The 20,845-nt window shown below is 38.7% G+C and carries 19 protein-coding genes and 2 pseudogenes; 12 read left to right on the top strand and 9 right to left on the bottom strand.

What is annotated here, in order from left to right:
• Window positions 1-8: 8 nt before the first annotated feature.
• The 4 genes from kdpA to QOL71_RS06480 form a co-directional block, all read right to left on the bottom strand.
• Window positions 9-1,697, bottom strand: a complete 1,689-nt coding sequence (kdpA, locus tag QOL71_RS06490; protein ID WP_234108519.1) for a potassium-transporting ATPase subunit KdpA — start codon at window positions 1,695-1,697, stop codon at window positions 9-11.
• Window positions 1,698-1,939: 242 nt separating this feature from the next.
• A complete protein-coding gene (locus QOL71_RS17710; protein WP_078691099.1) occupies window positions 1,940-2,017 on the bottom strand; it encodes a potassium-transporting ATPase subunit F in 78 nt (25 codons plus the stop codon).
• Window positions 2,014-2,397, bottom strand: coding sequence for a DUF7674 family protein (locus tag QOL71_RS06485; protein WP_032131839.1), 384 nt, complete (start codon window positions 2,395-2,397; stop codon window positions 2,014-2,016). Before QOL71_RS06485 ends, QOL71_RS17710 begins: the two co-directional genes overlap by 4 nt.
• Before the next feature lie 300 nt (window positions 2,398-2,697).
• Complete coding sequence (locus QOL71_RS06480; protein ID WP_234108511.1) at window positions 2,698-3,057, bottom strand: DUF7674 family protein; 360 nt, start codon at window positions 3,055-3,057, stop codon at window positions 2,698-2,700.
• A gap of 563 nt (window positions 3,058-3,620) precedes the next feature.
• Between QOL71_RS06480 and nhaA the strand changes: the two genes are divergently transcribed.
• The 5 genes and pseudogenes from nhaA (at window position 3,621) to QOL71_RS06455 (ending at window position 9,706) form a co-directional block, all read left to right on the top strand.
• Entirely contained in the window at window positions 3,621-4,952 is a 1,332-nt protein-coding gene (gene nhaA / locus QOL71_RS06475; protein WP_234108509.1) for a Na+/H+ antiporter NhaA, read from the top strand.
• Between the two features lie 13 nt (window positions 4,953-4,965).
• Window positions 4,966-6,272 (top strand): annotated as a pseudogene (locus QOL71_RS06470) (DUF389 domain-containing protein).
• 15 nt (window positions 6,273-6,287) lie between these two features.
• Window positions 6,288-8,027: a TrkH family potassium uptake protein gene (locus tag QOL71_RS06465; RefSeq protein ID WP_228444889.1), complete on the top strand. Its 1,740-nt coding sequence runs from the start codon at window positions 6,288-6,290 to the stop codon at window positions 8,025-8,027.
• Window positions 8,028-8,040: 13 nt separating this feature from the next.
• Window positions 8,041-8,733 (top strand): potassium channel family protein, encoded by a 693-nt coding sequence (locus QOL71_RS06460; protein ID WP_048500228.1) that lies wholly within the window; start codon window positions 8,041-8,043, stop codon window positions 8,731-8,733.
• A gap of 25 nt (window positions 8,734-8,758) precedes the next feature.
• Complete coding sequence (locus QOL71_RS06455; protein WP_144282588.1) at window positions 8,759-9,706, top strand: arsenic resistance protein; 948 nt, start codon at window positions 8,759-8,761, stop codon at window positions 9,704-9,706.
• Window positions 9,707-9,710: 4 nt separating this feature from the next.
• On the opposite strand, the gene QOL71_RS06450 is transcribed toward QOL71_RS06455, so the two are convergent.
• From QOL71_RS06450 to QOL71_RS06430, 5 genes are all read right to left on the bottom strand, one after another.
• Entirely contained in the window at window positions 9,711-11,048 is a 1,338-nt protein-coding gene (locus QOL71_RS06450; RefSeq protein WP_055041558.1) for a sigma-54-dependent transcriptional regulator, read from the bottom strand.
• An 80-nt stretch (window positions 11,049-11,128) separates the two neighbouring features.
• On the bottom strand, window positions 11,129-13,129 hold the full coding sequence (gene mobC, locus QOL71_RS06445) for a conjugal transfer protein MobC (protein WP_283416136.1): 2,001 nt from the start codon (window positions 13,127-13,129) through the stop codon (window positions 11,129-11,131).
• Between the two features lie 101 nt (window positions 13,130-13,230).
• On the bottom strand, window positions 13,231-14,520 hold the full coding sequence (gene mobB, locus QOL71_RS06440) for a conjugal transfer protein MobB (RefSeq protein WP_283416135.1): 1,290 nt from the start codon (window positions 14,518-14,520) through the stop codon (window positions 13,231-13,233).
• Between the two features lie 8 nt (window positions 14,521-14,528).
• Window positions 14,529-14,960 (bottom strand): conjugal transfer protein MobA, encoded by a 432-nt coding sequence (gene mobA / locus QOL71_RS06435; RefSeq protein WP_283416134.1) that lies wholly within the window; start codon window positions 14,958-14,960, stop codon window positions 14,529-14,531.
• On the bottom strand, window positions 14,929-15,213 hold the full coding sequence (locus QOL71_RS06430; RefSeq protein ID WP_283416133.1) for a hypothetical protein: 285 nt from the start codon (window positions 15,211-15,213) through the stop codon (window positions 14,929-14,931). Before QOL71_RS06430 ends, mobA begins: the two co-directional genes overlap by 32 nt.
• Before the next feature lie 431 nt (window positions 15,214-15,644).
• Between QOL71_RS06430 and QOL71_RS06425 the strand changes: the two genes are divergently transcribed.
• From QOL71_RS06425 to QOL71_RS06395, 7 genes and pseudogenes are all read left to right on the top strand, one after another.
• The gene (locus tag QOL71_RS06425) at window positions 15,645-16,412 is read left to right on the top strand and encodes a ParA family protein (RefSeq protein WP_130143441.1); all 768 of its coding nucleotides are present in this window, start codon (window positions 15,645-15,647) and stop codon (window positions 16,410-16,412) included.
• Between the two features lie 12 nt (window positions 16,413-16,424).
• Complete coding sequence (locus QOL71_RS06420; RefSeq protein WP_130143440.1) at window positions 16,425-16,835, top strand: DUF3408 domain-containing protein; 411 nt, start codon at window positions 16,425-16,427, stop codon at window positions 16,833-16,835.
• A 10-nt stretch (window positions 16,836-16,845) separates the two neighbouring features.
• Window positions 16,846-17,121 (top strand): DUF3408 domain-containing protein, encoded by a 276-nt coding sequence (locus tag QOL71_RS06415; RefSeq protein WP_130143439.1) that lies wholly within the window; start codon window positions 16,846-16,848, stop codon window positions 17,119-17,121.
• Between the two features lie 2 nt (window positions 17,122-17,123).
• Window positions 17,124-17,759, top strand: a complete 636-nt coding sequence (locus QOL71_RS06410; RefSeq protein WP_130143438.1) for a conjugal transfer protein TraD — start codon at window positions 17,124-17,126, stop codon at window positions 17,757-17,759.
• Between the two features lie 211 nt (window positions 17,760-17,970).
• The gene (locus tag QOL71_RS06405) at window positions 17,971-18,276 is read left to right on the top strand and encodes a DUF4134 domain-containing protein (RefSeq protein WP_154492968.1); all 306 of its coding nucleotides are present in this window, start codon (window positions 17,971-17,973) and stop codon (window positions 18,274-18,276) included.
• Window positions 18,277-18,287: 11 nt separating this feature from the next.
• Window positions 18,288-18,617 (top strand): DUF4133 domain-containing protein, encoded by a 330-nt coding sequence (locus QOL71_RS06400; RefSeq protein WP_130143435.1) that lies wholly within the window; start codon window positions 18,288-18,290, stop codon window positions 18,615-18,617.
• Window positions 18,614-20,524: pseudogene (locus QOL71_RS06395) on the top strand (TraG family conjugative transposon ATPase); the annotation flags it as partial. The gene QOL71_RS06400 and the pseudogene QOL71_RS06395, both read left to right, overlap by 4 nt.
• Window positions 20,525-20,845: the final 321 nt, after the last annotated feature.

The raw sequence follows: 20,845 nt of genomic DNA, 5'->3' as shown, positions 1-20,845 counted from the left end.
TAATCAGTTTAATAAAGTGAAAAGTACTCTGCAATAGGACCTAATGCCAATACCGGGAAGAATGCTAAGGCAGCTACGATTGCGATTACAGCGAATACCATTAGTCCGAAAGTTGCCGTATCGGTTTTCAGGGTTCCGTCTCCCTCTGGTATAAATTTCTTTTGAGCTAACAAGCCTGCAATGGCTACCGGACCAATGATCGGTAAGAATCTTGAAAGAATAAGTACAAATCCTGTTGCAATATTCCACCAAGGTGTATTATCTCCCAATCCTTCAAAACCACTACCATTATTGGCAGATGACGAAGTGAACTCGTATAGCATTTCACTCAATCCGTGAAATCCCGGGTTATTTAGAGAGTCCATAGTATATTGTGGTGATGCAGCGGCTAATGCTGTTCCTACTAATATCAGGAAAGGATGAAGCAAGGCAATAATCATGGCTATTTTCATTTCCCTAGCTTCCACTTTTTTACCTAAGAATTCTGGTGTTCTTCCTACCATCAATCCACTGATAAATACAGCAAGAATGATAAAAATAAAGAAGTTAAGTATTCCTACACCGACTCCTCCGTAAAACGCATTGATCATCATTGCTAATAGCTCATTCATTCCTGACAATGCCGTGGAACTATCGTGCATAGAGTTTACTGATCCAGTAGAGATTACAGTGGTGACAATGCTCCAAAAGCCAGATGCAGGAGCTCCTAATCGAATTTCCTTTCCTTCCATAGCCCCCAAGGAATTGTCTATACCCATGGCTGCAATTGCGGGATTGCCATTCATTTCCATATTGATATTTGGAATGGCCAGCATTAAAAAACCTACTGTCATTACACCAAATATCATCCACGATAGTTTTCTTCTTCTGGTAAAATAACCAAAGGCAAAGATCATAGCCAAGGGTACAATCAGCTGAGCCACCATTTCGACCATATTGGACAGATAAGATGGGTTTTCAAACGGATGGGCAGAATTCACTCCAAAGAATCCACCTCCGTTGGTTCCTACGTGTTTAATAGGCACAAATGCTGCTGCGGGTCCTCTTGATACTTCCACAGAATCACCTTGTAAAGTGGTAATAGCGTCTTTACCTTCAAAAGTCATCGGAACTCCATCGAATGCAAGAATTATGGCAATCACAAATGATACAGGTAATAAAATACGTGTACATGATTTTATAAAATTGCTGTAAAAATTCCCCAAGGTTTCAGATGATTTGTCTCTGAATGCTCTAAATAGCACTACTGCGGCAGCCATACCAGTTCCGGCACTTACGAACTGTAAGAACATTAACCAGTATTGTCCAAGATAACTTAATCCTGATTCCCCGGAATAGTGTTGCAGATTACAGTTTACCACAAATGATATCACGGTATTGAATGCAAGGTCTGCGGACATACTTGGATTGTTATCCGGATTAAGCGGGAGGCTTCCCTGAGTCATTAGAACAACCATTCCCAACAGGAACCACACCATATTGATCGTGATCATGGCTACCATCTGCTGTTTCCAGTTCATTTCTGTTTGCGGATTGATACCGCTTATTTTGTAAAAGATTCGCTCTATCGGATTAAAAATCGGATCGAGCAGCGTTTTTTCACCGCCATAAACTTTTGCAATGTATTTACCGAAGGGTATTGCAAGCAATATCGACAGGGTAAACATTACGATTATTCCTAAAATTTCTGTATTCATTTTTATTAATTAAATATGGTTTTAAACATCCATCCGAACAGCCTGACCAATGCCAATACAATCAGGAATATCAAAGCAATTCGGGCTACATCTTTCATTTCAGTAAATATCTTTTTCATAGCAATATTTGAATTTTTAGAAAAGCCAGATAAATGATCGAAATGAAGAACAGTATCCAGAATATAATGGATATCCATTCCTTGATTTTTCCTTTTGTATCTTTCTTCATCTGCTGAAGCGTTTTAAAATTTTTCCGGTTTGAGCAATACGTAACATATATAGGCAAATACACCTATGGCTACTATGAATAATGCTGTCATAGACTTGTTTTTTGTGTTAAATAATTTGTGTTCTGAAGCTGATAAACATGTTTCAGGTTATTGGGAATGAGCTGGTACATATAAATCCATTGTTCTGTAGTGCAACGTCTTTTCATTCCTTCAAAAGAGCGTACAAACAAATTTTCAATGATGTACTGTACATATTCATTACCTCTTTTATGAAGCCAACCGATGAACTTGATCTTTACCCCAATTTTCTCTATCTGTCCTTTGGAAAGCAAGAGATTGATGTGGTTGACGATTGCCTGAAATATTCCCGCAAAATTTTTTCGCATGGATAGTTCGTTGATCTCTTCTTTAATTTCACCGTAGTGATGTGCCAGGTACGTACTGGCTGCGTTTTCATTTATTTCATTCATTGATTTATAAACTTCTTTTTATTTACCGAAGAACATCGCATAGAAAATACAGAAGACAATAAAAGCTAAAAGTATTTTTGCCAATATATCCGTAACTATTTCCCTGTTTGATTTTCGTTCTTTTTTCATCTGCTTATTAATTGAAAGAATAGAAAGAAAAACACAAAGCCGATCAAAATACCTGCGAATCCTCCGAGCTTTACGCAAACGGCAAACAGGACAAACAATAAGATTGCTAATACTGCTTTTTTTATTTTAGCCGACCAATGTATTTTTCCCTTTAAAACTTTCATTATTTAATTAGTTTTCTAAAATGGTTTTGATATATCCTTTTCGTAATTCGATGGGAAATAAATCCATGTGTTTTTTTAGGCTTCCGGGGCTTTCTTCAAAAGACAAGGCTGTCAGAAACTCATTTTCAATGGCATTCCGGGTGTATTGATTCCCTCCCTGATATAAAAGGTTTATAACTTTGGCTATCTCCTGAACACACTCTAATTCATCTTCCGATCCAGAACCTATTTTTTGGGAACAAACTTCTGCCAGTTTATGTAGTAACAGATAGTCTGCGATAGAATCGTCCAAAGTATCCAAATCAGGAATGAGTCTTGCGGCTTCAGGAGCCCATTGTTGTATCGTATTTATGATTTTTGTTTTCATTTTATTTTAGATTTTCTCAAAGAAGTCAATTGACTTAATGAACAGACCGAAACAGGCTAAACCTGCGAGTACTAAAACTATTGTTATCATTTTTATCTATTTTTAAGTGGTACTAATGTGCTTCATAATTGCTCCAAAAATCATGACCACAATAAAGGCAAAAAGCAATAAGTGGTATGATTTTAGCCATTTTGGAAACGAAGGAGGCTCTTTTCTTTGCTTCCATTTTACATTTCTTTTCCTCATTTTTAATTTCTTTTATATCCTCTATGCCAAATCCTATTCCAATAGAACTTTTTTGAATTTAAAATATTGATTTTCAATATTTTATCTCGTTATTTCAGGATTTGTTGATGCAAAAACCTTATCAAAATGATAGGGTAATTATCATTTTGATAAGAGCACAGATTTTTTGGTGGTAATGAGCGAAATCCTAAAGGACTATATCACCTTGATTAATACGGGGAATCGTTTTTAATTTTATATTTTTGTACTTTATTAATCATAGAATGACTGGTTTCTAAGTCATTTTCAGCACAAATCGGAGGGATAAGCAAAAAAAGATGAGTAAACTAAAAAAGACCCCTATTGAGAAAATCGTATCGCCAATTCAAAGCTTTATTAAAAATGAAAAAGCAGGTGGCATTGTATTAGGAATCAGTGTAGTGATTGCATTGATGTTAGCCAATTCGCCTTTAGCAGAAGAGTACCATCATGTTCTGGAACATAAATTTGGATTTCAGTTAGACGGAAGCACGTATTTTGAATACAATCTGCATCATTGGATTAACGATGGTTTAATGGCTATATTTTTCTTTGTAGTGGGTTTAGAACTAAAAAGAGAAATCGTTGGCGGGGAGTTATCCAATCCACGTAAAGCTTTATTACCCATCGCTGCTGCATTTGGTGGAATGGCTGTGCCAGCTGCAATTTATTTATTTTTGAATCCAACAGGAGAAGTGCATAGTGGTTGGGGAATTCCAATGGCGACAGATATTGCATTTGCCTTGGGGGTACTATATTTATTGGGGAATAGAATTCCGCTTACACTAAAAGTTTTCTTAACCGCTTTAGCTATTGTTGATGACTTAGGAGCTGTATTGGTTATCGCATTTTTCTATACTTCGGATATCTCTATGTTCCATCTCATTATCGGTGCTTTGGTGCTTTTGACGATGTATATCGGTAATAAAATGGGGGTAAGAGCCATTTTATTCTATGCCATTTTAGGAATAGGCGGAGTTTGGACAACTTTTTTACTTTCGGGGGTACACGCCACTATCGCAGCTGTTTTAGCAGCATTTACCATTCCGGCAGATGTAAAGATCAATGAGAAAATATTCAGTAATAATATCCAAAAACTTTTAGATAAGTTTAAAGGTATTGACCCGGATAACAGTAAACCTACTTTGACAAATGAACAATTACATATTCTGGAAGAAATTCAAAATAGTACAGTAGCCGCCACTCCGCCATTACAACGATTAGAACATGCTATGCATCCCATGGTAACCTTTTTGATCATTCCTATATTTGCTTTGGCAAACGCTGGTGTTTCATTGGCTATCGATATGGAACATTTATTCAGTACCAATGTAGCTTTGGGTGTTGCTTTAGGTCTTTTGGTAGGTAAGGTTGTTGGAGTAGTTGGTTTTACATTGCTTTTGGTGAAGCTGAAAGTGGCTCCTTTTCCAGAAGGAATGAATGTAAGAAATTTGTTTGGTTTAGGTTTACTGGCTTCTATAGGTTTTACGATGTCCTTATTTGTAACTTCTTTGGCGTTCTCGCATGAGGAATACATGACACAGGCGAAGATTGGAATTTTTGCAGCTTCTATTATTGGCGGTGTATTGGGTTATTACGTGCTGAGTAAGCAGTCTAAAAAGCAACTGTAAACCTTGTAAGCAAATGAGCAATAAATTATGGGATTTTATCAATCTGCACAATGGTGAAGAAGATAAACAGAAAGTTTTAGAGAATGTAACAGCTAACATTTCGTTCAGGGGATCCAACCTCTGGATATTAGCTTGTGCCATCCTTATCGCTTCTGTTGGATTGAATGTCAATTCAACAGCTGTGATTATTGGAGCCATGTTGATCTCTCCTTTGATGGGACCTATTTTAGGAGCAGGATTTGCCTTAGGAACCTATAATTTTTTACTCTTACGGAAATCTATTAAAAATCTTTTAATAGCAACTGTGGTCAGTTTATTGGTCTCTGCTTTTTACTTTTATATCAGTCCGTTCAAAGATGTACAATCCGAATTATTGGCTCGTACTTCTCCGAATATATATGATGTATTGATTGCTTTTTTTGGAGGTTTAGTCGGTGTTATTGCGATCACACGGGTTGAGAAAGGAAATCCAATTCCCGGTGTAGCCATTGCTACGGCTTTGATGCCTCCATTGTGTACGGCAGGTTATGGATTGGCTACCTTTAATTTTAGCTATTTCTTTGGTGCTTTCTACCTTTATACCATCAACTGTTTTTTTATTTGTATTGCTACTTTTTTAGTCATCAAATACTTAAAATATCCTGCTTCTGCTACGATCGAACCGAAGAATGAAAAACGTATTCGCTACGGAATTACCACCTTGATGATGATTATGATCATTCCCAGCTTTTATCTGCGTATAATCTATTTGAAGAAAAGAAGTTTACTAAAACCGTGGAAGAATTCATCAATTCTGAATTCAATAGCAGAGGATATACGGTGATTTACAAGAAACTGAATTACAATTCAAACCCTAAAAAGGTGGATCTGGCATTTCTGAATAAAAAACTCAGCAAAGAAGAAATGGAAATGTATAACCGATTACTGGATGAAAGAGGTATTCACAATACGATGCTGAATTTCAGACAGGATGATGCAGATCTTAAGTCGGAGATACTAAGTGAACTGAATAAGCAGGATGCTTCTTTATCTGAAAAAGATGTAACCATCAACAACCTTCGACAAGAACTGAATAAATATAAAGTAAATGAACCGGGACTTGTTAGAGAACTGAACGTTCTTTTCCCTGAACTGAAAGATGTTTCTCTTGGAAAAATAGAAAAATTTTCAGGAACAGATAGTGCCAAAGTTGAATGGTTGGTGTTATATCATTTGGAACAAGGGACAAAAGAAATTGATAAATCGAAAATGAAAAAATGGCTGAACGAGCGTCTTGATGTTGATAATACATTAATCCTACAAGACACACAATCGGAATAGCCTGAGAATTTTTAAATGAAAGAGTTTTTATATGCCAAATGGATACAACAGCTCATTGTTGTATTGCACTTGGTTGCACTTACAGCATTAATAGCTGATTACGGTTTTATACTCAATCCAACCTTACAACTAAGTATCATTTCTTTGTATCTTTTTGTATTGGTTATTGGTGTTTTTTATACTGTCCTGAAATACTATTATCATCGAAAAGAATTCATATTAAGTGTATTTATTTTTGATACATTGAGTGTTTTGTTTGTACTTTATTGTTTGTACAAACAATTATCAACAGGGGGAATATCGGAAATAACCCATTGGATACGGTTGGCTGTTATCTTAAAATTGATACGGGAGTTTACACGTCCACGTTTGAGCTATAAGCGTTCTTTACTCAATCCTGCCCAATTGTTTATCATCAGTTTCATGGGATTGATTGTCGTGGGAGCCCTACTATTAATGCTGCCCAATGCAACCTATCAAGGTATCAGCTTTGTAGATGCTCTATTCACTTCTACCAGTGCCGTTTGCGTGACAGGCCTTATCGTAGTCGATACGAGTAGTTATTTTACTCCTTTTGGGCAAACCTTAATCATGCTGTTGATCCAAGCCGGTGGTTTAGGTATCCTTACATTTGCCAGTTACTTCAGTTACTTCTTCAAAGGTGGATCTACCTACGAAAACCAATTGGCATTGAGTGATATGACCAATTCAGAGAAAATAGGCGAGGTTTTTACGACGGTAAAGAGGATTTTAACCATTACTTTTTTAATAGAGTTTATTGGAGCGATATTAATTTTCCTCAACCTGGATAAAGCTTTAATTCCATCCTTTTCAGAAAGAGTTTATTTTTCTGTGTTTCATTCTATATCCGCTTTCTGTAATGCGGGATTTTCAACCTTGCCCAATGGAATGATGGAAGACAGTTATGTGTATAATTATCCCCTACAGTTTATCATTGTCATCATCTTTGTATTCGGAGGTTTAGGTTTTCCAATTGTTATTAATTCAGTACGGTACATTAAACATTTGATAGCAAGATATATTCTTTGGTTTGTAGAGAAAAAGAACAATTACCGCCCATGGATTTTAACCTTGAGTAATAAGATAAATTTATTGACCACTTCCATATTGATTGTTTTGGGAACCGTCATTATCTACATCAAAGAATATTACAATGTATTGGGCAATCATCAAGGTTTGGGAAAGGTTGTTACGGCATTATTTACAGCAACTACACCCAGAACGGCAGGTTTTAATTCTATAGACTTTAGCCAAATGCACTTTTCATCTATCATCATTATCATTTTTTTGATGTGGGTAGGTGCATCTCCAGCTTCAACCGGTGGTGGTATTAAAACGAGTACGTTTGCCATTGCTACATTGAACTATTTTAGTCTTGCAAAAGGAAAAACCAGAATAGAAGTCTTCAGAAGAGAGATTGCGGATATTTCCGTGAGAAGAGCTTTTGCCGTAATGAGTCTATCCTTATTGGTAATAGGAATAAGTGTCTATCTGATTTCTCATTATGATAATCATGTACCTCTTTTGGATATTGCATTTGAGAGTTTTTCGGCTTATAGCACTGTTGGGCTTAGCTTAGGAATAACCGGAGATTTAAGTAGTGAAAGTAAATTGGTTCTTATTGGAACTATGTTCGTTGGAAGGGTAAGTATGTTAACCATTCTGATTGCCTTTTTTAAGAAGGTCAGACAGGGTAACTACCATTATCCATCGGATGAAATATTAATCAACTAAAAGAATAATTGAAATGAAATTTATAATTATAGGATTGGGAAATTTTGGAGGCTCATTGGCAGAAAAACTAACCCAACAAGGAAATGAAGTTATCGGTGTGGATTCACGTTCGGAAAAAGTTGTAGCATTAAAAGATAAATTGTCTCACACCATCTGTATGAATGCTACAGATCAATCAGCCATTACTCATTTACCGCTAAAGAATACGGATATAGTGATGGTTTGTATTGGTGAAGACGAAGGTGCAAATATCATGGTTACTGCTCATTTTAAAAATCTGGGGGTAAAACGATTGATTAGTCGTGCCATTAATCCACTTCACGAAAGTGTTCTACAGGCTATAGGCGTTAATGAAATTGTACGTCCGGAAGAAGAAACTGCTGAAAGATGGGCTAAAAAACTATGCCTAAAAGGTGTTATAGATTCTTTTGAGCTGAACAAGAGTTATAGTATTGTAGAGATTGTAGTACCAGAAAAATACATTGGAAAAACCATAGAAGAAGTAAAATTCAGAGAATTGCATAATGTGTTAATTCTGACTATTATCAGAGATGCCCAAGAGAAGAGTTTCTTAGGAAGAAGTAAAACCGTTGCTAATGTGCAGGGAATTCCGGAACCTACTACTATGCTACAAAAAGATGATATCATCGTTATTTATGGTAATAATGAAGATCTACAGAGATTTGCAAAAGTAAAATATGAATAATTGCTACGATTACGTATAAATCAAAATGGATAAAATCAATAAATATCAAACGATTGTTATTTTAATCGCAGTCATTGTAGGCTTAGTTATTGGTCAATCTTCCTTGATTTCGGACATCTCGGCATCCTTTATTATTCCGCTACTGATGGTCATGCTTTTCGGTTTATTTCTGACCATTGATATCTCAGAGCTCAAGCACTCGTTTCTGAATATCAAGTTTTCTATAACCAGTATTCTAATCAATTTTGTGTGGACACCGATCTTTGCTTATCTATTAGGAAGTATATTTTTAAATAATGATATAGCTATCTGGATGGGGTTTGTCATGCTTATGGTCACACCCTGTACCGATTGGTATTTGGTTTTTACAAGTGTAGCAAAAGGAAATGTTCCCTTGTCAACAGCTATTCTTCCAACAAATTTAATCTTACAGGTATTACTTTTACCAGTATATCTTTTACTGTTTTTTGGTAAATCAGGCAATGTAGATTTAGGGACACTTGCAGAGAGTATTATTATAGTGTTAGTTATACCTTTTACTTTGGCAGTTTTAGCCAAAACAATCGTGAAAAGCAGGAAGAGTCTAAGTAAAAATGCCTTTTTAGGATTTTTTGAGACTTCACAAGTGTTTTTTCTTTCTTTGGCTGTAGTCGCTATGTTTGCATCTGAAGGAAAAGATTTGATCAATCATCCGAGCATTATTTACAAAATGCTTCTCCCTGTTTTAATATTCTTTTTCGTAGCATTTCTAGTAGCATATTTTGTAAGTAAGATACTGAAGTTCAACTATGCGGACAGAGTAAGCTTAACATTGACAACCATGGCCAGAAATTCACCGATTTCATTAGCCATAGCCGTGTCTGCATTTTCGGCAGAACCGCTGATTGCTTTAGCCTTGGTAATCGGGCCACTAATAGAGTTGCCTATTTTGGTTCTGACCACTCAATCACTTTTGAGGACACAAAAAGAATAATCTGCTACTGAAGTTTATACAATTCCATTTTTCGGTAAAGTGTTGCAATACCGATTTCTAACAAGCGAGCTGTTTCTGCTTTATTTCCATTGGTATGATTTAATATTTTTTGAATGTGCAGTTTCTCTGCACTAGCCATAGAAAATGCAGACAATTGTTTTGCATTTGATTTTGCATATTGAAGGTCTACAGGCAGCGTATCTAAATCAAGCAGGTCATCATCCGCTAAAATCACGCTTCGTTCAATCACATTTTTCAGCTCGCGTATGTTTCCTTTCCAGAGATTATTTTCCAAAGCTGTAACATAATCTTCCGATAGGGCTAGCGGCTTTCTATTGGATTTAATTGCAAAAAGATCGGCATAATACTGTGCCAACAATTTGATATCTTTTCCCCGCTCTCTCAAAGACGGAAGTTCAATACCAAATACAGAAAGTCTGTAAAATAGATCACTTCTGAAATGACCTAACTCAATTTCATTTTCCAGATTTCGATTGGTTGCTGCGATGACTCTTACTTTGACTTTAATGGGTTTGGCATCACCAACACGCAGAAATTCGCCTGTTTCTAATACACGTAAAATTTTAGCTTGCAAGTCCATGGCCATTTCTCCAATTTCATCCAAGAATATGGTTCCATTATGAGCTTCTTCAAAAAGTCCTTTTTGATCTTTGGTAGCTCCTGTAAATGAACCCGCTTTGTGACCAAATAATTCGTTTTCTAAGAGCTCTTTGCTAAATGCGGAGCAGTTTATCGCAACAAAATTTTGGTTTGCTCTCGGACTACCTTGATGAATGGCCTGTGCAAAAACTTCCTTACCAGTACCTGTTTCTCCGGTTAATAATACTGTTGTATCTTTTGGAGCCACTTTTTTAGCCAGTTCAATTGCTTTTAAGATGGGCTTTGATGTACCGATAATTTTATCAAATGAATATTTTCTGCCTAACTGCTTTTCTAATTGTAAGACTCTTTTGTTTAAAGCTACTTTTTCACTGGCTTTATAGAGAAGTGGAATAATCTTATTATTGTCATCTCCTTTGGTTATATAATCGAACGCACCGTTTTTAATAGCTTGTACACCGTCCGGTATATTGCCGTAGGCAGTCAAAAGAATCACTTCTACAGCAGGATATTTATCCTTAATGAGTTTAGCGGTGTCCACACCGCTTCCATCAGGGAGTTTGACATCGCAGATAATAATATCTATTTCTTCAACCTCTAACCTTTGTAATCCTGATTTGATATTGGATGCCTGAAAAACATCAAACCCTTCAAAACCAATTATTTTTGAAAGGAGGTTTCTCAATTTTTCCTCATCGTCTATTATTAATACTTTAACCATTTATGAGCTGAATTATTAGGTGTAAAAATACCAAATATTACGTTTGTTTGATGAATAGATGATCTACAAAAAGTATTATTTTATTTCTCCTGTACCAGATGCTGTAAATCCGGGTCGTTTTTAATACGTTTCAATTCGTTCTCTACAATATGTAAAATATCTGTTTTTATCTGTTTGTAATTGCTTTCAATTTGCTGTTTCATTTGGTCTTCGCCCAGCTCATTTACAAAAGACAAAATCTGCGGTATCTTTTGATAGGTTTTTGTTTCGGATGCAACCTTTTCATTGTCTACCACAATTTCAGCGTGAAATATTTTTTGCTCGATACGTTCTTCAAAATTGTCCGATACGGCACCAACAAACATACCTTGTGTAAGCGTTGAGATTTTAGAAGCCGGAATAAGGCTGTCTAACTGTGTGGATATAGATGTAGATTTATCATTGCGGTTGATGGTCATACTCTGACGTTTTTGCAACACTTTTCCAAATCGTTCCGAAAGATTTTTAGCCGTTTCGCCTACAACCTGACCGCTAAAAATATTACCTACCGTATTCTGAATTACTTTTGCTTCTTTATCGCCATAATCTCTGATTAATTGTGAAAAGTCTTGAAAACCCAAACACACGGCGACTTTGTTACTTCTGGCAGTTGCGATAAGGTTATCCAAACCTCTGAAATATATTGTTGGCAACTCATCAATAATTACAGAACTTTTCAATTGCCCTTTCTTATTGATGAGTTTTACAATTCTTGAATTGTATAATCCCAAAGCTGCGGAATAAATATTCTGCCGATCAGGATTATTGCCTACACATAAAATCTTCGGCTCTTTTGGATTGTTGATGTCCAATGAAAAATCATCGCCTGTCATTACCCAATACAAACTTGGTGAAATCATTCTTGACAAAGGAATTTTAGCTGATGCAATCTGTCCCTGCAACTGGTCTTGTGCCCCACCTTGCCAAGCATCCATAAATGGCGATAGGTAATTTTCTAAATCAGGATAGGAAGTTAAAATGGTGAAAACATCCGAATACTTTTTATTCAATAATTCAATGGCGTGTGGGAACGTACAGTATTTACCGTCTTCGTAGATTTTCAGATACCAAATAATGGCAGCCAATAAAATAATTGGGCTTTCCACAAAGAAATCGCCTTGCTTCTGTATCCACGACCTGTTAAGGTTCAGCATTATGGTATATGCAGCTTCGTAAGCATCAGAAATGTCCGTCATAAAATCGGGGTTGAGTGGGTTGCAACGGTGGCTCTTGCGTGGGTCGTCAAAATTTATCACATAAAATTTTGGCTGTACTTTGTACTTATCCCGGTGCTTCAGCAAATGGTTGTAGGCAATGGTAGAAAGGTCATCAAACTTAAAATCGTAAATGTACATTGAGAAGCCTTTCTCAATCTGCTGTTTGATGTAGTTGTTTACGATGGCATAAGATTTACCAGAACCAGGAGTACCCAGAACAATGGATGCTCTGAATGGGTTGACAATGTTTATCCAACCGTTGTTCCATTTGCCTTTGTAGTAAAATTTGGTGGGCAGGTTTACGGAATACTCATTTTCCATCAATTTGGTTTCCTGCTGAAAACTTTCGTTCTCGTTATTGAAAACATCATCCATTAAATTATTTTTCAGTAATCTGCTCATCCATACGCCTGCCATCAGCAAAGCGATGTAACCTAATGAGATAGTAAGCATATAAAGAAATGTGCCTGTTGCCGGAGGTAGTTTTAGCAACGGGGTGTTCAGGAAAAACAGAACAAACCCAACCCCCAAAGCCACGTAAATTTTAGACCAGGTTATCTTCTCGTTCTTTACGCCCTTTGTGCCTAAGCAGCTTAAAGCCAGTAAAACCAAAGCAAATGCTTTGGTATAAAGGGTATGTGAAAACAAACCCGCCGTCCGGTCAAAATTGCCTAAAATCTTATTGATTACTTCCAACGTCCAACCACGTTCCATAAAGAAACCATAGCAGAACCAATAAAGGTGCATCAGTACCAAAAGAATACTGACTGCCCGCATAAAAGCCATTATCTTGGCAAGCCCTCTTAAATCGTCTTCTCCCTGCATTATTTTAAGTTTTAATGTTCAGGCGTGAATTTAAAGGCTCTATGGAGTGGCTCTAAGAATGTGGCAGCCAGTGGCGTTGAGTGGCAGTATTTGGCTAAATGTTATTTCTGACCTCTTTGGCGTTTGCGCTTCTTCTTCTTCATCTTATTGGCAAAGTCCTGTTCCTCGTTATCTTCGCCCTGGGCTTCGGGAATTAATCCGCCTAACGCTTCAATCAAACCGTCTTCGTGTTTGTCCGTAGTTAAGAAGTCGAACAAACGATGTGGTTCTTCCGCAGGAAGATCTGCATCATTTGATGTAGATAATTTTGGTTGAGATATGGCAGGTTCTTTAATATCCGGTTTGATGTTATTGTTCCAATAATTATTAAAAGTATTGGCAGAAAGTTCTGTTCCTAACCGTGAACCGTTCCAAACCGCTTTGGAATTGTGGTCAATAAATGTGATACCATAAATGCGGACTGTATTATTCCGGCGCACGACTACGTTAATGCCCTGTCCTGCTAACTGCTTTTTAAATGCCTGTTCATCGCTCGTGGTTTTCAGGGCAATGGTAACGGCAGATTTTAGGGTCTGTTTGGTAGGGCTATCTTTCAAAGTCGTTTTGCATTTCGCAAAATGCAATTCCAAAGCCGGAAGCCCTGCACTCTTTCCGAACAGCGAAGCCTTGAACGGATGCCCGGCTCGTTCGCCTTTTTCATTTAAAGGAATGTACAATAAACCCTGCTGCATTTTTCCCTGCAATTCGCCCTCGATTTTCTCGGTGGTAATGTTGAACAAGGAAAGCAGGGCATTATATTCACCCAGTGTTTGATATTGGTAGTAGTTTGGCAGGTGGCGAACAACCGAAGCAATTTGGCTTTTTACATCGCCTGCCCGATAATCTACCGGACGGAAAACCTTATCAGTTTGCTTGCGCTCCTTATCCGTTGCGGGTATCAATCCGTGTTTTCTTTCCAGTTCACGGCATACATTCATTGACCGCATTTTCTCGAATTTGTCCGAAATCTTTTTGCCTTGCTCATCCACGCAAATCGATACAATATGAATATGGCTACGGTCAATATCGGTATGTTTGAAGACAATGTAAGGTTGTAAGCCGTAGCCCATTTCACGCATATATTGTTCTGCCATTTCCTTAAACTTATCATCACTTAACTTATCGTTCGGGTCGGGGTTGAGCGAAATATGTAACGTATGTTTCTCGGTATTGCGGTTGGCTATTAGGTAAGGTGCAAAAGACTGGGTTAATTGTGCTACGGAATAATGACCGCATGCGGTTTCAATCATCTTATTGGCAAACAAAATTTGCCCGTTTTCATTCTCCACTTTGAGCTGATTGTACGCCAATGCCCCGTATAAATTTCCGCTTCTGCCAATTTTTACTATCATTTCTACCGCTATTTTTTCAGGTGCTTCGCTTCAAATTCTTCGGTTAGCTGAATGATTTTTTGGCATAACATCGCCAGTTCAGCCGTTTGTTTTTCCAGTTTGTAAAGGAATGCAGCGGCTTTTTTCTCGGAAAAATGCTTGTACAGTAGCTTCACAACCTGATTATAGTTCACACCTACGGAGCGAAATTGACTGTGAAACGAAGTCAACCGCATATAGAAATCAACTGTTCCTTTGTCAATCTTAACTGACTTCATTTCCTTACTGAATAGCAGGGAGATGATAAACTTTGCTTTATTGGGCATTCCCGACGCTTCAAAAAGCGATAAAAGTTTGGCGTTTTCCTCGTCCGTAAGACGGAAAACGTGGCGATGGATGCTTGGGTCTGTTTTGGGTGTCCGTCCGCCCTTACTCTGTTTTCTGTAACTGTTCTCGTTCATCACAAATCCATTTTAAAATCCATACAAAACCCTGACTTTGGAAGGTGTTTTCTGCCCCCTGCAAAGGGCAAGTTGTTTTGAGGCACGAACTCGGTTTCGAGTGCCTCAAAACACAACTTGCCGTGTTCTGGTGAACACAATAATCCGCCCTTCGGGACGGATTGAAGGTAACAGGGAAAAACGGTTCGATGCCGTTTCCGTTACTCCCTGATATATCAAAAGACTTTTGCATAAATCCGTTAATAAAAATCATTTCACAAAGTAAAGACCTGTTTAAAAGAGTATTGCAATGCGATACCCGGACAAACACTGCCTTTGAAAGCCAAACACTGCCACACTTCCAAACCCGGATAAATCAATCGCTTTATTTGCCTTATAGTTTTAAGGCAGGCAGTAAAAAATGTATTTAAACAAGAAAACAAATCAGTTCTGTAAACAGGCAGTTTGGAATAAAAGCGTAAGGTTTTAAAAGTGTAAAAGCATAAAAGCGGTAAAGCATTTTGCTTTTTGTAAGGTTTGCCACTTGCTAAAATATATGCCTAATAAGACTGTAAGGAAAGCAAAAAACAGTATAAGAATATCCCCAAAAACCAATGCAGGAATATGGGAACGAGGAAATATTCGAATACACGAATATTCAAACCTGTAAAACAGGTAAAGTGTGTAACAATAAATTTTTAAATAATGGAAACAAGAAAGAAAACCTTAAAAATCAGCTTCTCCACCCAGAAAGGCGGTGTGGGAAAATCTACGATGACCACCTTGCTGGCAAGTGTGCTTCACTACCGCTTAGGGTTTAATGTCCTGGTTTTGGATTGTGATTTTCCGCAACACAGTCTGACCAATATGCGTGAACGGGATAAGAAGACCATTATGCAGAATGACTACCATAAAAAGGTAGCAATGAAGCAATTCCAGACCATCAACAAAAAGGCATACCCGATTATCAAAAGCAAGGCTGAATATGCTTTGGAAAAAGCATCGGAATATGTAAGTCAGTCGGCAGTTGTACCGGATGTTATTTTCTTTGACCTGCCGGGAACCGCCAATACCAAGGGGGTATTGACCACCCTGAAAATGATGGATTATATCTTTTCACCCATTACGGCCGACCGCTTGGTGGTGGAAAGCACATTGGGCTTCACCAAAGCCTTTCTTGAACTACCTAAAACTATTGAAGGAAACGATGAGCAAGAGTTGTGGCTATTCTGGAACCAGGTAGATGGAAGGGAAAAAACAAGTTTGTACGAGGCATATCAAAGTGTTATCAAACAACTGAAACTACCCATAATGGAAACGAGGATAATGGACAGCAAACGTTTCCGAAAAGAAACGGACGATACGGAAAGTTACGTGTTCAGGTCAAGCCTGCTGCCTGCCGAAACACAACTGATGAAAGCAACCAAAATGGATTTGTTTGTCGAAGAATTCTTGAAAATTACGCATCTCTAAAATCATTCAGCTATGAGTTCAGATAACAAAAACGAAGATTTTAAAAAGCCCGATGTTGATGAGGATTATTTAATGAACATCATCAGTGGTGATGAGCCGGTAGCTCCACCCCAAAATAATCAGCAACAGGAAGAACAAAAGGAAATCAAGACAAAGCCCAAAGACAAAGCCCGAAACAGTTCGTCAAAAAAAGTGGACTATGAGGAAACATTCCTGGTCAATCGGTTTCCGTCAGGTCGCAGCGGTAAGGTTGTTTACATACGCCCCGAATACCACGAAAGATTGCTCCGGATAGTGCAATTAACGAGGGAAGAAAAGACAACCCTCTACTCATACATCGACAATATCCTTGAACAACACTTCAGAGAGTTTGGGGATGATATTACAGATTATTTCAATGAACGTTTTAAACCTATTTTATAAAGTATTGATTATGAAAAATTTATTTAAGAAAAAGAAACAGCCTGACAGTACAATCAAAGAATACAAGGATATTTTTTTACAGCCAACAGAATTTTTGGCAAGAAATGGCAAAACTGTTTATATCAGTGAAGAGTTTCATCAGAACATATCCCGTATTGTTTTTATGCTCGGGGATGGAAAAATCACAATTTCAGATTACTTGTATAGTGTGTTGAAACAACATTTTCAGGATTGTGGAGAGGATATTAAAACCTTGTATAATGAAACTCAAAAAACAATTCTTTGATTATGGAAATCTTAATTGTGATATGCCTGCTCATCGTCATTGTCCTGCTCTTGCAGGATAAGATTGTCATTCATAAAAGGTCTGAGCAGAAACCTACGCAGGAAAAAGTAAACCCGAACTTGCCGGATATTATGGGCCAGCCCAAGCCCGTAAGAAGCCTTTCGGTGCCAAACACTGCCAATGAAAGCCAAACTGAGGAACCAGAGGTAGACCCTGATAATTTAGACATCGAATACGACGAGAACGAAGAAGTCGCTATTCAAATTCCGCAGGAAGAACTGGACGAAGTTTTCAGTAACATACCTGATTTGGAGGAAGAGGAAGAAGAATGGAACAGGTACGGAATATCCGGAGGCGATGACAGTCTTGCCCAAGGGGTTACCTATGACGAACTAAGCTCCGTAGGGGCATTGCTCCAAAAAGAGAATTTGGAACACTCCCAGAAGGAAACAGCGGTTGCGATAGTTCAAAAATTACAGGGAACTGAATTATTCAGCCTGTTGGAAAATTCCATTGAGGGTGCTTCCCGAAAAATTGCCGAGCTTTTGGACAGCACAATCTCTACTGAAACGGAAACCGGTTCTTCCACTTTGCGGAAAAGTGATTTGAATGATTTTGACATTGGGGAGTTTGTGTAAACTCCATTTGCAAATCCCTAAAACAGTGAAACGCCAAACAGTAGAAATGTTTGGCGTTTTTTTTATGCTTTTCCGCTCAATACAAAGCCACTCACCGCCAAACACTTCCTCTGACTGCCACTTTGTTATACCGCCTCAATTTCCGAAACACCTTTGTCCCGAAAGCCCGTAAGGTGCGGGATAAACAGTAACAAATTAATGTGTTTCAATTATGGAAAAACAAAGAAAAAAAGTTCTGCTGGCAGCCGTGGCTATGCTGTCAGCAATTGGCGTGTTCGCACAGGGAAACGGTTCGGCAGGTATCAACGAGGCTACCCAAATGGTAACCTCTTACTTCGACCCCGCAACGCAATTAATCTATGCCATCGGTGCGGTCGTCGGGCTCATAGGGGGCGTTAAGGTGTACAACAAATTCAGTTCCGGCGACCCCGATACCTCGAAAACGGCAGCTTCGTGGTTCGGTGCGTGTATCTTCTTAATCGTAGCGGCTACCATCCTGCGTTCATTCTTCCTTTAATCCTTTGCCTTATGAATTACAATATCAACAAAGGCATTGGGAGGACGGTAGAATTTAAAGGGCTTAAAGCACAATACCTGTTCATCTTCGCCGGTGGGCTGCTCGGTACGCTCATCTTCGTGATGATACTGTATATGGCAGGCGTAAACTCCTATATCTGCCTGTTCCTCGGAGCAGGCGGTGCTTCGCTCATTATATGGCAGACTTTTTCGCTGAACAGGAAATACGGAGAACACGGATTGATGAAGATAGCAGCCAATAAAAGACATCCCCGCTATATCATTTGCCGCAAGCCTGTATGCCGCTATTTAAAATTCACTCCTAAACAGAATGCCCTATGAGAAACGTATCTAAAGCAACAACACTGGAAAACAAATTTCCATTGCTGGCAGTAGAAAACAATTGCATCCTATCGAAAGATGCAGACATTACCGCCTGCTTTGAAGTACGTTTACCGGAATTGTTTACCGTAGCATCTGCGGAATATGAAGCGATGCACTCTGCCTGGCACAAAGCCATAAAGACTTTGCCGGACTTTACGGTCATTCATAAGCAGGATTGGTACATCAAAGAAAGTTATGCTCCCGATATGGCAAAGGAAGACCAGAGCTTTTTGGCAAAGTCTTACCAACGTCACTTCAACGAGCGACCATTTCTGAACCATTATTGCTATCTGTTTCTGACCAAGACCACTAAGGAAAGAATGCGGATGCAAAGCAATTTTTCATCGCTTTGCAAGGGTACACTTATACCAAAGGAAATCAGGAACAAAGAAACAATACACCGCTTTATGGAGGCAGTTGCCCAATTTGAGCGTATCGTGAACGATAGCGGTTTTGTAAGCCTGAAACGTCTGACCGAAGATGAAATTATCGGAACGGAAGATACACAGGGATTACTGGAGCAGTACCTTACGCTTTCGAGAGAAACCGGAACTCCAATGCAGGACATTAGTTTAGGTTCCGAAGAAGTGCGTATCGGCAACAAAAAATTGTCTTTGCACACTTTATCCGATACGGATGATTTACCCGGAACGGTATCGGCAGATACCCGTTATGAAAAGCTGTCCACCGACCGTAGTGATTGCCGTTTATCGTTCGCTGCACCTGTGGGCTTGCTTCTTAGCTGTAACCACATTTACAACCAGTATTTGTTTTTAGATAACAGCGAAGACAACCTGCAAAAGTTTGAGAAATCCGCAAGGAATATGCACTCTTTGGCTCGGTACAGCCGTGCCAACCAAATCAACAAAGAGTGGATAGAAAAGTATCTGAATGAAGCACACAGCTTCGGGCTGTCATCCATCCGTGCTCACTTCAACATTATGGCGTGGTCGGAAGACCCTGCGGAACTGAAGCAGCTAAAGAACGATTGCGGTAGTGCCTTGGCACTGATGGAATGTAAACCACGCCACAACACTACGGACGTAGCCACTTTGTATTGGGCAGGAATGCCGGGAAATGCAGGCGATTTTCCGAGTGAGGAAAGTTTCTATACGTTTATCGAACCTGCCTTGTGCTTCTTCACGGAAGAAACGAATTATCATAATTCACCTTCGCCATTCGGGATAAAAATGGCTGACCGCCTGACCGGAAAACCTATCCATTTGGATATATCAGATTTGCCGATGAAGCGTGGTATCATCACAAATCGAAACAAATTCATATTGGGTCCGTCAGGAAGCGGGAAATCTTTTTTTACCAACCACATGGTTAGGCAGTACTACGAACAAGGTGCTCATGTATTACTGGTTGATACGGGTAATTCCTATCAGGGATTATGTGAACTCATCAAAGGAAAGACTAAAGGCGAAGACGGTGTATACTTCACATATACCGAAGATAATCCGATTGCCTTTAACCCATTCTACACTGATGATGGCGTATTCGATATTGAAAAGCGTGAAAGTATCAAGACTTTGATACTCACGCTATGGAAGCGTGATGACGAACCGCCAACACGTTCGGAAGAAGTGGCATTATCCAATGCCGTATCCGGTTACATAGACCGTATCAAGCAAAAGGACGAATACCCATCGTTTAATGGCTTCTATGAATATGTGAAAGGTGATTACCGCAAGGTACTGGAGGAAAAACAGGTACGGGAAAAAGATTTTGACATTGCCAATTTCCTGAACGTACTCGAACCCTATTACAAAGGCGGAGAATACGATTACCTGCTGAACTCCGACAAGCAGTTAGACCTCTTATCCAAACGCTTTATCGTGTTTGAAATTGATGCCATCAAGGGTGCGCACGTAGAGGCTGCATAACAAATGTACTCATGGCAGAGTACTGGGTTAGTGTTCTTTAAATGACCCATCATCCGCCGACTTATCCGTGAGGGAAACCAAATATCGGGGAGTGTAGCATGTCGGCAAAAGCTATGAGTTGGCCAGTTGTCAGGCCACGACTGAATAGCAGGATGAGTAACAGATATGAGGATAAAATCCATACTGATTGAATGATAGTCTAAGCGGCTCCCGGTTGTATCTGTGACGTAAGACAACTGAACTCGTCATACCGTGACACTCCCCATCCCGTCTTTTAGGAGGGGGAGCAATGAACAG

This window comes from Epilithonimonas pallida (assembly GCF_900182975.1).
In the GTDB taxonomy this organism is placed as follows: domain Bacteria; phylum Bacteroidota; class Bacteroidia; order Flavobacteriales; family Weeksellaceae; genus Epilithonimonas; species Epilithonimonas pallida.
Note: the sequence above shows the minus strand (reverse complement) of the source record. Positions and strands in the feature narration are given on the sequence as shown.

Excerpts from the sequence above, each read along its gene's own strand:
- kdpA (WP_234108519.1), bottom strand. The coding sequence starts at position 1,697 with ATGAATACAGAAATTTTAGGAATAATCGTAATGTTTACCCTGTCGATA.
- QOL71_RS17710 (WP_078691099.1), bottom strand. The coding sequence starts at position 2,017 with ATGACAGCATTATTCATAGTAGCCATAGGTGTATTTGCCTATATATGT.
- QOL71_RS06485 (WP_032131839.1), bottom strand. The coding sequence starts at position 2,397 with ATGAATGAAATAAATGAAAACGCAGCCAGTACGTACCTGGCACATCAC.
- QOL71_RS06480 (WP_234108511.1), bottom strand. The coding sequence starts at position 3,057 with ATGAAAACAAAAATCATAAATACGATACAACAATGGGCTCCTGAAGCC.
- nhaA (WP_234108509.1), top strand. The coding sequence starts at position 3,621 with ATGAGTAAACTAAAAAAGACCCCTATTGAGAAAATCGTATCGCCAATT.
- QOL71_RS06465 (WP_228444889.1), top strand. The coding sequence starts at position 6,288 with ATGAAAGAGTTTTTATATGCCAAATGGATACAACAGCTCATTGTTGTA.
- QOL71_RS06460 (WP_048500228.1), top strand. The coding sequence starts at position 8,041 with ATGAAATTTATAATTATAGGATTGGGAAATTTTGGAGGCTCATTGGCA.
- QOL71_RS06455 (WP_144282588.1), top strand. The coding sequence starts at position 8,759 with ATGGATAAAATCAATAAATATCAAACGATTGTTATTTTAATCGCAGTC.
- QOL71_RS06450 (WP_055041558.1), bottom strand. The coding sequence starts at position 11,048 with ATGGTTAAAGTATTAATAATAGACGATGAGGAAAAATTGAGAAACCTC.
- mobC (WP_283416136.1), bottom strand. The coding sequence starts at position 13,129 with ATGCAGGGAGAAGACGATTTAAGAGGGCTTGCCAAGATAATGGCTTTT.
- mobB (WP_283416135.1), bottom strand. The coding sequence starts at position 14,520 with ATGATAGTAAAAATTGGCAGAAGCGGAAATTTATACGGGGCATTGGCG.
- mobA (WP_283416134.1), bottom strand. The coding sequence starts at position 14,960 with ATGAACGAGAACAGTTACAGAAAACAGAGTAAGGGCGGACGGACACCC.
- QOL71_RS06430 (WP_283416133.1), bottom strand. The coding sequence starts at position 15,213 with ATGATTTTTATTAACGGATTTATGCAAAAGTCTTTTGATATATCAGGG.
- QOL71_RS06425 (WP_130143441.1), top strand. The coding sequence starts at position 15,645 with ATGGAAACAAGAAAGAAAACCTTAAAAATCAGCTTCTCCACCCAGAAA.
- QOL71_RS06420 (WP_130143440.1), top strand. The coding sequence starts at position 16,425 with ATGAGTTCAGATAACAAAAACGAAGATTTTAAAAAGCCCGATGTTGAT.
- QOL71_RS06415 (WP_130143439.1), top strand. The coding sequence starts at position 16,846 with ATGAAAAATTTATTTAAGAAAAAGAAACAGCCTGACAGTACAATCAAA.
- QOL71_RS06410 (WP_130143438.1), top strand. The coding sequence starts at position 17,124 with ATGGAAATCTTAATTGTGATATGCCTGCTCATCGTCATTGTCCTGCTC.
- QOL71_RS06405 (WP_154492968.1), top strand. The coding sequence starts at position 17,971 with ATGGAAAAACAAAGAAAAAAAGTTCTGCTGGCAGCCGTGGCTATGCTG.
- QOL71_RS06400 (WP_130143435.1), top strand. The coding sequence starts at position 18,288 with ATGAATTACAATATCAACAAAGGCATTGGGAGGACGGTAGAATTTAAA.